The organism is Colwellia sp. (assembly GCF_013215345.1).
Taxonomy (GTDB): domain Bacteria; phylum Pseudomonadota; class Gammaproteobacteria; order Enterobacterales; family Alteromonadaceae; genus Colwellia.
The window spans coordinates 1-12,782 of sequence record NZ_JABSOV010000109.1; the positions used below are offsets into that span (position 1 = coordinate 1).

The 12,782-nt window shown below is 38.4% G+C and carries 10 protein-coding genes; 6 read left to right on the top strand and 4 right to left on the bottom strand.

Annotation, left to right across the window (positions count from 1 at the left end; genetic code table 11):
* From HRT50_RS14485 to HRT50_RS14495, 3 genes are all read left to right on the top strand, one after another.
* On the top strand, positions 1–169 hold a 169-nt coding region (locus HRT50_RS14485; RefSeq protein ID WP_291615733.1), incomplete at its 5' end, for a transposase.
* Positions 170–692: 523 nt separating this feature from the next.
* Positions 693–1,583 (top strand): alpha/beta hydrolase-fold protein, encoded by an 891-nt coding sequence (locus tag HRT50_RS14490; RefSeq protein WP_291615716.1) that lies wholly within the window; start codon positions 693–695, stop codon positions 1,581–1,583.
* A gap of 379 nt (positions 1,584–1,962) precedes the next feature.
* On the top strand, positions 1,963–2,580 hold the full coding sequence (locus tag HRT50_RS14495; protein ID WP_291615718.1) for an HdeD family acid-resistance protein: 618 nt from the start codon (positions 1,963–1,965) through the stop codon (positions 2,578–2,580).
* Between the two features lie 212 nt (positions 2,581–2,792).
* Here HRT50_RS14495 and HRT50_RS14500 read toward each other — a convergent pair whose 3' ends face one another.
* A complete protein-coding gene (locus HRT50_RS14500; protein WP_291615720.1) occupies positions 2,793–5,363 on the bottom strand; it encodes an LruC domain-containing protein in 2,571 nt (856 codons plus the stop codon).
* Positions 5,364–5,368: 5 nt separating this feature from the next.
* Positions 5,369–5,875 carry a hypothetical protein gene (locus HRT50_RS14505; RefSeq protein WP_291615722.1) on the bottom strand — a complete coding sequence of 169 codons (507 nt, stop codon included), beginning with the start codon at positions 5,873–5,875 and terminating at the stop codon, positions 5,369–5,371.
* Positions 5,876–6,388: 513 nt separating this feature from the next.
* Here HRT50_RS14505 and HRT50_RS14510 point away from each other — a divergent pair.
* Together HRT50_RS14510 and HRT50_RS14515 are read left to right on the top strand one after the other, a co-directional pair.
* Positions 6,389–7,441, top strand: coding sequence for a hypothetical protein (locus HRT50_RS14510; protein ID WP_291615724.1), 1,053 nt, complete (start codon positions 6,389–6,391; stop codon positions 7,439–7,441).
* Between the two features lie 78 nt (positions 7,442–7,519).
* Entirely contained in the window at positions 7,520–8,578 is a 1,059-nt protein-coding gene (locus HRT50_RS14515) for a hypothetical protein (RefSeq protein ID WP_291615726.1), read from the top strand.
* Between the two features lie 347 nt (positions 8,579–8,925).
* Here HRT50_RS14515 and HRT50_RS14520 read toward each other — a convergent pair whose 3' ends face one another.
* On the bottom strand, positions 8,926–11,250 hold the full coding sequence (locus HRT50_RS14520) for an aminotransferase class V-fold PLP-dependent enzyme (RefSeq protein ID WP_291615729.1): 2,325 nt from the start codon (positions 11,248–11,250) through the stop codon (positions 8,926–8,928).
* A 628-nt stretch (positions 11,251–11,878) separates the two neighbouring features.
* On the opposite strand from HRT50_RS14520, the gene HRT50_RS18895 reads away from it, so the two are divergent.
* Positions 11,879–12,202: a YSC84-related protein gene (locus HRT50_RS18895; RefSeq protein ID WP_367238882.1), complete on the top strand. Its 324-nt coding sequence runs from the start codon at positions 11,879–11,881 to the stop codon at positions 12,200–12,202.
* Between the two features lie 41 nt (positions 12,203–12,243).
* Here the strand turns inward: HRT50_RS18895 and HRT50_RS14530 are convergent, their stop codons facing one another.
* Positions 12,244–12,747, bottom strand: coding sequence for a regulatory protein RecX (locus HRT50_RS14530; protein ID WP_291615731.1), 504 nt, complete (start codon positions 12,745–12,747; stop codon positions 12,244–12,246).
* Positions 12,748–12,782 lie beyond the last annotated feature (35 nt).

Below are 12,782 nucleotides of genomic sequence, written 5' to 3' on the forward strand. Positions count from 1 at the left end.
GGTTAAAAAGCTTTTGTGGGGCGGAGAGTTTTGGTCTGATGGATTCTTCGCTAATACAGTAAGTAAGCATGGTGACGAATCAGTTATTCGGAACTATGTTAAGAATCAAGGCAGTGATGCAAAATATATAAAACTACATGATTCTAATCAGCTCATGATATTCGAGTGAGTACCCGATACCTCGCCCCTTGGGGCGGGGTTATTCATTTAAAGCTTAACCATTTAAAATAAATGGTTATATTCTTGTTAAAAGTTAACTTATCGGTCGGGTTTTGCTTTCACCAACAAAGTCTGCTTGCACATTTTAAGCAATCGTATTATCTACTTAAGCTTCATCCCAATATGTCTACTATATGGTTTTAATTGGCTTCTTGAAGCGAAGCAGTAATGACCGCTATCAAACTAACAGCGGGCGTTAAAATTTAACGGCAACTCACTTCCGCTTAGCGCACTAATAAGCCATTAGCAATGACATGTTTCTCATTGTTGATAAAGCTCACTTACCACTTTTTTGAGCGAGTGTAGACACCAATTTATCTTTATAAATAGTCGGTTTCGCCACGTGAATTATTGATGTTTTACATACGTATTCAATTAGGGGTTATGGATGTTTTTTGGCAAACTAGTAGCAATTATTGATTAGATGGACCATTCATGAATAGAGCTGTTATTTTTACATTATTGTTCGTTTTTTGTCACTTTTATCACTCGCAACTGACTTTTACCCTTCGGTGTCTAAAGGAAAAGTTGAGCGAGTTAGTCCTTTTGATTCACAACTAATCGAATCGCGTTTTCTTGATGTTTGGTTACCGCCAGGATATTCACAAGAACAAAAATATGATGTGCTGTACATGCATGATGCACGCATGTTATTTGATGCGAAAATCACGTGGAACCAGCAAGAATGGATGGTTGATGAGGTTGCTGGAACCTTAATAGAACAAAATAAAGTGCGACCTTTCATTGTTGTGGCAATTCCAAATGCAGGAGCTAAGCGGCATAGTGAATTTTTCCCTCAAAAACCATTTGAAAGTTTGATCGAGCAGGCACAAGCTTCCTTATATCAACGAGAAAGAAGCCCTGGCGATCTTTTGTTTAAAAGTAGAGTATATTCTGACAATTATTTAAAGTTCATAGTGACTGAAGTAGTGCCATACATCGAAATGCACTATTCAGTTAATAAAGGGGGAAAACACCGATATTTGGCTGGTTCAAGTATGGGCGGATTAATTTCATGGTACGGCTTAATGGAATACCCTAATGAATTTGCCGGAGCCATTAGCATGTCGACTCATTGGCCTGGTACCTTTGAAACTGACAAGGTAGTATTTAAGGCTTTTCTAAGTTATATAGAAAATCAATTACCATCACTGACTACTCAGAAGATATATTTTGATCATGGCGACCAAACCTTAGATGTTATGTACCCTCAATTACAAAAACAAATTAATAACTTATTTGAGCAACAGAAATACCCTGATAAACAATGGCACAGTCAGTTTTTCCCAGGAGAAGATCATAGTGAAAAATCGTGGTCTAAGAGGTTAAATATACCCTTTGAGTTTATGTTCGCTCCTCAGTAAGAAAAATCACTCCATAAATAGAAGAGTAATTGAGATTCCTGACAGGTGACAGGTTCAAGCCGTTGTACTCAATGTCAGTGATTGATTCGATATATGAAATACTCGTGGTGATAGTCAGCAATCGAGCTTAGAGCAGACCTTAGCTATGACGATTTTGTAGTTTCCGCTTTATTATTTGGCTTGAAAAATATAATCCAAACTAATCCAACTTTAATTTAACTAACTTGCTTAGCTCGCCAATATCTTGTTGTTGGATGACATATATATTTATTGGCAATATTCTTTGAGTGAATTTTTAATAATAAATACAGTTTATTAGTCGCTTCTGCTACCTTAGTTTTAACAAAAAATTATCGAGTCAATTTAAGGATAAACTGTCATGACAGATTTCGTACCGCGCTCAGAAGTTACATCAGATAAAACAGCAGAAATTGAGCAAGAAATAACGCGGGAAACACCCACACAACAGCTCAAGTTAGCCTTGATTAAAAATACCAAAGTGATTGGTGTTGTGATGATCATTATTGGTCTGCTAGCTATGTTGGTGCCTAACTTTATTGGTTTGGCTTTTAACACTTTTGTTGGTGGAATATTCTTATTGGCATCAACAGCCTTGGCTTTTAATGCTTGGCATAACAAGACGCAGAACATGTCTTTATGGTTTAGGCCTTTTGTTTTAGCAGCATTAGCGCTTATTATTTTTACTCACCCAGCCATAATTCTTGGTGTATTAGGCTTATTAATTGCTATTTATTTTTTAATTAGTGGTTTTAGCTCTATGATACTTGCTTTTGAACTGCAATCATCGGCTAAGTTTTTTAGCCTATTCAATGGCATTATCTCTTTTGTATTGGGTGTGGTTGTATTGACTAACTGGCCTTTTTCTAGTGCCTGGAATATTGGCCTTATTATTGGTGTTAGCTTTATTTTTGATGGTATTGCATTATTGACTATTGCTAATCAAGTTAAGAAAACCCAAGAAAAGTTAATTAATTAGCTCGAAAATTAATGGTATAACTAGCTATTGAAGCGACTCTATTAAGTCACAAAAAAGCCAGCAACTCTGCTGGCTTTTTTGTTCAAATGATAATGCCTGTTTTAGTTTGCCATCGCTAACATTCAATCAAGTATTGTAATCTTTTATTTCAGCAAAACTTGCAGAGCTCAGCGCAGAAAATATTATTACTGTCTTAGTGGTTATCTCTGCTATCAAATGTCAGGAACGTTTTCAAAAACAAATTTTGAGTTACGTTTACTCTTATACCAACCTTTTTTACTTTTTCCTTTGCTTGCAGCCCATTGCAAAATATCAGGGTAGCCATTAGATAGATCTACACGCTCTTTAGTATGGTGCCACTTGGATGGAACAAGCATTGCCCAAGGTAAGTTGCCCTCCGTTTGATAATACCTATCTTGGCTTTTATCGGAGTCATCTTCTCCTTGGCCAAACTTTCTTCGTGAGGCTTTTTTTGAGGGAAAATAGCCGGGAAAGTGTACTTCTATATGCTCACCAGTATCCAGTACTCTCGAAATGAAACTGTTGTATGGAGCAGTGCCTAAAGTTTGCGAAGATATAGGGAAATTGAAGTTAATGGTTAAGGTATAAAGGTTGCCATTAACTTTAGGGCTACCGGAAAAGGTATTAGACATCTTGTAGCCTGGGGGAGGCGGTAAGGCATCTTCTATTTTAGCTATGATGATAAACATGGATTGATTGCCATCTGCTATGGGCGTTACTTCGGTTGTTACGCCTTTTAACTTCATGGTTACTTGGCCAATATTACTCGTTGGCGTGTTAACCATTAATCGTAAGGAGTTATCATAAATGGCGCCGCGAGCCGTAGGTAATATTTTAAAAACAATCCGACTAACCAGCCCGTTGACTTTATTTTCTTCAACGTTGTAATCAAAAACTGCATCATTAAAGTCGTAGTCGCCTTTTATTGGCCACTCATCTTCAAATGCCATGGTACCAAACTCGTTGTTTGACGGTGAGTATGAGGTGCTGGTGGTCGATATAACAGGTGTATCATTACTATCCAAAGGTAAGGTTTCATAAAAGTTTACTTCGTTGCCATCACTAAAACCGTCATTATCACTATCGGGATTATGGGGGTCGGTATTAAATAAATTTAGCTCTTCATTATCGGTTAAACCATCGCCGTCAGTATCAGCGAGGGTTGGGTCAGTATTAGTTTCAAGTAGCTCTTGCTGATCGGTTAAACCATCATTGTCTGAATCAACTAAAGAGGGCTCTGTTTTAGTCACCATTACTTCCTCATAGTCACTTGCACCATCACCATCGGTATCAACCAAAGTAGGATCTGAATTATAAAGCACCACTTCGTCAAGGTCAGATAAGCCATCATTGTCACTATCAACTACCAGCGGGTTTGATTGATAAATCATAACTTCTTCTTTATCCGTTAAGCCATCACCGTCGGTATCACTTAGGTTTGGATCAGTACCTAAAATATTAATTTCATCCCAATCATTCAAATCATCATTGTCACTATCTATTTCTGCTGAATTATAAGCTAGCTGAGTTTGCATCTCGGTTAGTGCTTGTTCTCTTTCTGATGGGCTAGTATCGCGGTTTAGATAATAAAGGTAACTAACTCCTTCGGTGCTATTTGTTACACTTTTGTTATGTGCACCGATAACTATATAGTCCTGGGCAATAGCGACAGCATGGCCAAAATTATCTTGCTGCTGGGCATCATCAGCCTCAAAGTTAAATACTTCAGTCCAAACATCGTTTATATTTTTAAATAAGTAAGTTGAGCCACTCGAACTATTGTTACTTTCGGCGCCGCTAAGTAGGTAATCTCCTGAGATAGACACACTAGAGCCAAAGTTATCACCTTTTTGCGCATCACTTGCGAGTAGTTTTGCTTGGTTTTGCCATAACTTACCCGTTCTTTTATAAACATAGACTGCGCCACTTTTTTTATGCTTTTTAATTAATGGGTTATTTTCAGACTTTGCCCCGATAACCGCGTAGTTTTTTGAAATAGCGATACTGGTGGCAAAATTGGCGCTTTTAGTGATATCGCCACCTTTTAAACTCGCCTGGAGACTCCAAATACCATCTTCTCGTCGATAAATATATCCGGTCCCTTCATGGGCACGACCATGATCATCGTCCCCTATAATGAGGTATTCACCGGATAACATCAGTGCAGCGCCAAAATTTGCACTTTTAAAAGATGAAGTTGGCGTGATAACGATATCTTCAACCCAGCCAGAAGTCGTATTTTTAAAAATATGGACTGCACCGGCATTACTAGCTGAAAAACCAGGAGAGCCAATGGCTATATAGTTTTCCGATATGCTCAATGTGCTAGCGAATTTATCATTAGCGGATGAGTTTGGACTAATTAATTCTGCTTGTGGTATCCATGAGTCACCTTGACGTTGATAAATATAGGCAACACCATGTTTACCATTTTGTTTGTTTTCTGCGCTGATAACTAGTTGCTCGCCAGAGATGGAAACAGCATTACCAAACTGCTGTACTGTACCGCTTTCAGCATTAGGGCTAAGACAGTTTAATAGGCTCCAACTTTCACTTGAACGTTGGTAGAGACATGCTTGACCTATATCACCAGCTGAGCCAGGAGCACCTATAACAGCAATGTCCCCGGAAATAGCGACGGATGAACCCAATTGTTGATATTCTTCAGGAGTTAAATCTAAAGTTATACCCTGTAGCACGGGATCTGCATTGGCAGCAAATATTGATAAAAAAATTAGTATGCTAATTATCACTATTTTCATCTTTATTACTCCTGAAAAGTATGAGTAAGTAAGTCATCGCTATTGATTGTTATCACAATTGATTTTGAAAAATCATCATTTCTAACCACAATTAAAAAGTCTAGTGCTGTGGCTGCTGCTAGCATGGTCTTATAGCTATTTGATTTATGAATTGTGCCTTGTTCTAGTAAATTTATCGGGGTGTTTGAACTGAGGTCTAAAGTTGAATAAATTGAAATTTTTTCTTGGAATTGTGTGGTTAAAAAATGCAAATCTACAGTTACCATTCTTTGGGTTTTAAAGGCAAAATTGCCTGCCGTTGTGATACTAGTAAGGGACTTTGTTGCCTCTTGCTCTATTTTCTTTTGGTTCTCTTGGTTGGTTTGCATGGTGTTTTCAGTGGCAAGGGCTGGAGTTTGTACAACCTCATTATTCCCTTCAATTTTTTCAACTTCTTCACCACCACAGGCATAAAGTAGCGGTATTAAAATGAAAAGCAGCACTGCTATTGGTTTATATTGAGATAAAGTCATGTTTACTCCTCAAATAAAACTTAGCTTATTACTATGACAAAGATTTAAGTTAATAGAGTTGTTTTAATATCAGGTAACAGAGCAAAGCGCATACCACAAATTGAAAATTAATAATTTATTAGTGATAACAGAGTGTTAGTTTTCTATGGGTAACAGTTAAATATTTTGTTAGTACTAGTTGTAAAATGCATGTGGTCTATTTTCAAATATGCTTTGCATTTTACCATTTAGCTTTATACATACGAGTTAACAATGCTGGCAGATAATATTTATTTCACTCCAGATAATATTCAGTAATTCGAATTAATCACTTAGGTTTTTGATTTCGCCACCTTTTATTAATGATTATAGTTATTGCTTATATTCATTATTCACATTCTAAATAATCATCAACTGGATAAAAAATGAGCGTTATTCTATTGTCATTTAACTGGTCGAACGTCCGATCAGTTGAGTGTGAATAATAAAAATATGACGAAATAAAAATAATTATAAAAAAATGATGGGGATAATATGAATATAATTAAGATCTCAGCTGCTTTTGTAGCCCTGTATTTAGCGTTTTACTCAACTGCCACATACAGCAAAGCATATAAAATAGTGCTTATCCATGGCCTGCAACCACAACAATTAATCTACGACGGTGATGTCACCGAAAGTGGCCAAAACTACTGGAAAGGTTATTGGGACAACTTAAGTGATGCCCGTATTGACTGGCCCTCATATGAGCGAATAGAAGAGAAAATCGCCACTGATTACCTTTGGCCAAAATTAAAGTCATTTTCAGAAAGTAACTTTTGCTCACCTGGCTGTATCTTTGTAACTCACTCAACCGGTGATCTGGTTGCTCGCTATATTATCGACAACCAAGAGACTTGGTTAGAAAATGCGGGCTTAGCGCCACTTAATATTGTCGCTACTTTTGATATTGCCGGTGCTGGCGGTGGCAGTGAACTTGCCGATTTAGCTGTCAGCGTGGCTCAAGCTACGGAAACCTGGACCTTTATTATCGAGGCTGCTTTAGAGGCTTGGTTGGGTGGCCAACTTAGTGATGAAATGGGTGTGCTGCATGACTTAAAAGTTAACAATGCGAGACAACTAGCACCATTACCTGATGCTAGAATTCCTCGTTTACGTTTTGTTGGTGATTCAAGTGAATATTTAGGTTTAACTAGCCCATTTATTCATGGCCATGATGACGGTGTTGTTGGCAGCCACTCCTCATGTGGTGGTAATCGCCAAGGAAGCTTTGGTAGTTGTAGTGCGCAAATAGCTTTCAACGGTAAAATTTCAAATCAAAGCAATGCTGTTTCAGGCTTTATGCCATATCATTATCCAATGCTGATGGGAGAGGACTATAGCCATGGCTCACTACTTGAGCCAGAGCAGGAAGGTAAAGTTACCGCAGCAAGCAACCAGAAAAACCTGTTGTCAGGTGAGGCTATTCATTTTGATACCTACACTCAAACGTTTGGCTGGTGGCTTTGGAAAAGCAATTACCTTTATGTGCAAAATTCCAATGATGACAGTATGTCGACACTAATTTATGACGCAATTCCTAACTAGAAAAATATGAATAGCTGTTAATCTTTTAACGAAATGACAAAGGATTAACAGCTGATAAAAAAGGAAAGTAAATAAGTTATGAAAAATCAAAAAAATTTAAAGCGGATGCTGACCATAAGTATTGTTGTTGTCAGTGTTTGGCTTTTTTGGCCATCGATGTCACAGCAACAGCAAAACATAACGGTTAATGAATCTCTTATAAAAACGCCATTGATAGAAGTAACAAAGCTGCCAGCAGAAGGGGTTAACAAGAACACCTTGCTTGCGGTAACAGCAGAAAAAATCACTTCAAACGCTTCTACAGCGTTAGTTGCTAAGGTATATGCCGCGGAATTAAACTTTCCCGCATACTCGCAACCTTTGACTGATAATGACTTTGATCGTTTGCAACCAAACCATTTCAACCCACAATCTATACCCGTTGATGATGAAGGTACTCAAGTCACCGCCGTATTATCAAAATATCGTTATACCTACCCTGAGCTGGTATTTGCCACTCTTACTGGGGAACATATTGTTAATGCAGAGCTTCAACTCATCGATGTTAGCAGCGGGAATTTGCTACTAACAAGTAAGTTTGAGCAAGATGAAAACAACTGGTATGCACAACTGGAGGGCAGGCGAGACTTGCCAAGGCAACTGCAAGCGACGGTAAAAGCACGTATTAATGGTAAGAATATTACTATTGCTCTGGCACTTAAGTATGTTGATTCAATTGCCACGCTCGAAGGCTTCGATTCAGCATTCAATCAAGATGCAGATATGGTGCTGCCAGCTAATTTAACCACAAGAGAGAAAGGCCTTTATCGAATACGGGCAAACTTATTTGATGCCAACAACCAACCCATTGCGCACTTAGTCAGTAAAGAAAAGCTCAATAAAGGCAGCAGCCATATAAACTTAAAAGCTCATCAATCAGTATTGCAAGGCAAGACGGCGCCATTTTATTTATCGACTTTCTCAATCGAGTTAATGTCGCCAGCACCAGGTAAGCCAACAAAGTATGGCAATAGTGTTATTAAGAAATATGAAATTAAAGATTTTTCCGTATCTAGTTTAAGTGATACCCCTTATCAGCCTTCTGAGCAGGAACAGCAACGATTGTTACTATTGCAGAATATGGCTGAAGGAGGCTAGATAAAAGACAAAATCTGATATTAATAAAAACTAAGTTTGCTACATTGACCAAACTTAGTTTTTATTCTAGTTAGATAGACAACTAGGGGCTGTTTATTTTTCAGGGTTAAAGTTTATTCAATTTAAAACGGACTTAATCGCGGCGCGAGCTTTGAATCATAGTTATTCTATTAGAGAAGCGAGCAACAAGGAGTAAGTTCGTTTTAAATGAACCCCAAGGGCAGCACTTGTTTGAAATTTATACGGCGTTATCGCAAGTTCATGTAGCCAGCTACACTTCACATGCTCTGCCTTGCCTAAATATCAAACATGTTGCTGTAAAAGTAATCTCGAAAGATCAACAGCCCCTAATATTGATGTAAAGCGTAACCACCTTTCAAATGTCCAACCTGTGCAAAACCTAAACGGCTTAGTGCTTGCGCTGCCAAGTGGGAGCGACTGCCACTGCGACATACAAGTACCAATGGTGCTTGTTTATAATCTTGGTGCTCTTGCACAAATTGAACTAATCGGGTTAAAGGCACATTTTCAGCAAAGTTTTCATCGTGCTGTAATGCATATTCGTGTGGTTCACGGATATCAATTAATTTAATCGCGCTCGATTGTTTCATCGCTTCAGCTAAGCTGGCACTATCATATTCATGTACAGGTTTTTTGTCGCAAGTACTGATTAAAGCGCCACACATAATCTCACTGCCTGACTCGTCAATAATAGCTTTATCCATAGTGAATTTTTTCATTGAAAATGTATTAGCACTAATCTCATCATTGATCACTTGCTTGAGTAATAAGTTACGTGACATTTCAGCGCTCAGGCTGGTGGTAAATTCGTTATTATAATCGTGGCTAGGACAAATAAGGCTCTGGGTGCCAATAAGCTTGGCTAATAACTGCAAGCTAGTAAACATATCCGGTGCACTACTGGTTGAGAAGTTTGTTCGGCCAAGGCTATCCATCAAAATCAGGTCACCACAAAAGGCATAATGTACAGATAATGCTTCGGTAGAGTTTAATACTGGCTCGCACAATAACAGGCTAATACTGTCATCGGTATGCCCAGGTGTAGCGACTTTAACTAACCACTTGTCGCCTAACGTAATGTACTGGCATTTATTACCATCAATGTTTGTCGTTTGTGCATTAGCGGGCCAGCCAAGGCAGTCACTTTCTTGTTCAGCTAAGCACGTTTTTGCGATACTGTCGCGACAAGATATATGATCGGCATGGCCATGGGTATCAATCACCGCGACTAAATCAAGGCCTCGACAAGTAAGCAATGTTTGCAAGCGATCGGTTACTTCCGGTAATGGATCGATAAATAGTGCCGTCTTAGTTTTGTTGTCGACATATAGCCAACTACAGCTGCCGCCCATTTTAAATTGCATCAGACCATCTAGCTCAGCTTTATCTGCGTTGATTTTTTCGTCCATGCTATTTATGTCAATAGTTAAGCAGCTTTGTTGTAATGCTTGAGCCGCAGATACAATTCGGCTACAGGTCTGGTCAACTAGAACTTGCGTCATGGCTGGTCCAAACGACATTCGAATTGCCGACTCACTTTGCCATGCGGGCAATCCCATGGCGTCTAAGACGAAACTGCGCGTTACCTTAGAACTACAAGCCGAGCCTGAGCTTACTCGGACATTGGCGGCGTCAAATAAATCCATGATTTCTTTCGAGCTAAAGCCAGGGATAGCAAAATTAATGGTGGTTGGCACTGAGTTTTCAAAACAATGATTAAAAACGATGTTAGGGAATACTTTAATCAATGCAGCCACTATCTGTTGATGAAATAAGTGCAGCGTTTTCACTGGCGTAAAGCTATGCTCACTTTCGCCGGTGAGCATATCAAATATAACGCTTAAGGCTGCTAAGCCAGGTAAGTTTTCCGTGCCTGAACGTAAGCCGCCTTCTTGGCCACCACCAGCAATAACTGGTGTAAAGGGGGCGTTTTCTTTAACGTACATAAAACCAATGCCTTTAGGGGCATAAAGTTTGTGACCACTAAACGGTGCATAGTCGATACTAGTCTGCGCTAAGTTCAAGTCTTGTTTACCTAACGCTTGCACACAATCTACCATCCAAGCAATATTGGCATTATTGGCACGTATGGTTTTGTCTAATAAGTTAATGTCTTGGTAGACACCCGTTTCGTTGTTAACCGCCATGGTACAAATCAACAAGGCATTAGGAACTTCTCTAGCGATAAAGTCCATATCAAGGCGACCCAATTCATCAACAGGGATAGCTTTCACTTCGGCGTTTATTTCAAGAATTTCATTCCAGTGCTTAAGTGATTCTGGCACCGCTTTATGTTCGGTTGCACCATATAATAGGCAATAGTCCTTACCTTTAGAATTAGTGTTGTTAAGCGTTTTTTTAGCATTGATTAGCGTGGATAAAATGGCGGTTTGAATACCTTCAGTAGCACCACTGGTAAATATAATTTTACCCTCACCAGCACCAACAATTTTCTTAGCTTGCTGTCTGGCTTTATCCATTATCTGCTTTGCTTGCAGCCCAGTAACATGACTACTACTCGGGTTGCCAAATAGCGTTTCCATAGCCGTTAAGGCTGCGGCTGCGGCTTGTGGTAATACTTGTGTAGTAGCGTTGGCATCAAGATAAATTAAGCTCAGTGGTTGCTTGGCAGTGCTAGGTAAATTTGTCATGAAATTCTCTTTAGTTATGCTGTTAGCTCTCACTGCTTATTAGTCGATTTAACAGTGATGTATATAAATAAATTATTTCATGTATTAGTTGGTATATTTTTGCTTACTTGCCCTAAATAAATTGATAGTTTGGAGTTTTATTTTGATTTATATCAATAAAGGGGAATATTTTTCCTAAATAGCTTGTGTTGCCGGAAGATAAGTTTGTCTAAATGTTTTTTTGAGAAATTGAAATCCCAGCAGGAATTAACTTATATCGACTGTAGTAGTAACAAATGTATGAATTATTTGGCGTGTTTTTTACTTGGGTAAATGCCAAAATATGATGTCGTTTTTAGGATCCTATAAATATCATTTATATAAAACTTTAATACTGTGGAGAAAATATGAAAAGGTTACTTTTATCATTAATGGCTGCGGTTACCTTAGCTACTGTTTTTTCCTAAAATGCTGATAACTACAGCCAAACGATTACAGATTTTAAGTCATCACCAGCGACCAAGGAGTTTTTTAACAACGCTTATGGCTATGCGGTTTACCCAATTATTGGTAAAGGTGGCTTGGGTATTGGCGTTGCTCATGGCAAAGGTCTAGTTTACAAAAAAATAAAAAGGTTGGTAAAAGTAGCATGATGCAATTATCTATTGGTTTTCAATTAGGTGGCCAAGTATTTAGCCAAATAATTTTTTTCCAAGATAAACGTTCATTTGAAGAATTTACTTCAGGAAATTTTGAGTTTTCTGCTGGCGCTTCTGCGGTGGCGCTAACTGCGGCTGTTCAAGCACAAGTTGGCTCTTCAGGCATTAGCTCTAGCCAAGGTGCTGATTCGAGTTCGACTAAACAAAATAAAGCCATATATCACAAAGGTATGGCGGTGATGACTTTAACCAAAGGTGGCTTGATGTATGAAGCAGCATTAGCGGGGCAAAAATATAGTTATAAAGCGCTGTAATATTTTTCGTTCTAAAACTATTTATTTCATCTAGCGAGGTACTAATCTTCGTTAGGTGAATAGCTAACCGCTTTATTGGCGATGGCATAGGAAAAGCCTTTCGAGATCAAATGCCGTAACGCTTTCTGTTTTAACTTTATATCTTCAATAGGATCTTCACCAAACTTTCTTATTTTTAGGATTAGCGCTTTATCTAAATAGTCTTCCTCGCTTGTTGTTATGGCACTAATACACTCATTGATTACTTGTGATGAAAAACCTTTTACATACAGTTTCTCTTTTATTTTGTTCGGGCCTATTTTTTTCTCTGACAAACTAGCCGTTAAGCGCTCTGCGTAACGAAGATCATCAACAATGCCTCGCTCTATTAAATACGCTAGTGCCGGTTCATTGAACTGGGTATCGTCCTTAAACAATAAATTGGCCTTTTGCAATAATGCTTTAGCTGAGTAATCACCATATCTCTCTATCATCCACTGCATATATGATTTAACACGATCATAAGAGATCACTTGTGGCTTGGTATTTTTCTTTTTGTTATACATGGTAAGGTTAATCCTATCGCTCAGTATCCGTTAAT

Bases quoted from the DNA above. Each gene is read 5' to 3' on its own strand.
- HRT50_RS14495 (WP_291615718.1), top strand. From the start codon at position 1,963: ATGACAGATTTCGTACCGCGCTCAGAAGTTACATCAGATAAAACAGCA.
- HRT50_RS14505 (WP_291615722.1), bottom strand. From the start codon at position 5,875: ATGACTTTATCTCAATATAAACCAATAGCAGTGCTGCTTTTCATTTTA.
- HRT50_RS18895 (WP_367238882.1), top strand. From the start codon at position 11,879: ATGATGCAATTATCTATTGGTTTTCAATTAGGTGGCCAAGTATTTAGC.
- HRT50_RS14530 (WP_291615731.1), bottom strand. From the start codon at position 12,747: ATGTATAACAAAAAGAAAAATACCAAGCCACAAGTGATCTCTTATGAT.
- HRT50_RS14510 (WP_291615724.1), top strand. From the start codon at position 6,389: ATGAATATAATTAAGATCTCAGCTGCTTTTGTAGCCCTGTATTTAGCG.
- HRT50_RS14500 (WP_291615720.1), bottom strand. From the start codon at position 5,363: ATGAAAATAGTGATAATTAGCATACTAATTTTTTTATCAATATTTGCT.
- HRT50_RS14520 (WP_291615729.1), bottom strand. From the start codon at position 11,250: ATGACAAATTTACCTAGCACTGCCAAGCAACCACTGAGCTTAATTTAT.
- HRT50_RS14515 (WP_291615726.1), top strand. From the start codon at position 7,520: ATGAAAAATCAAAAAAATTTAAAGCGGATGCTGACCATAAGTATTGTT.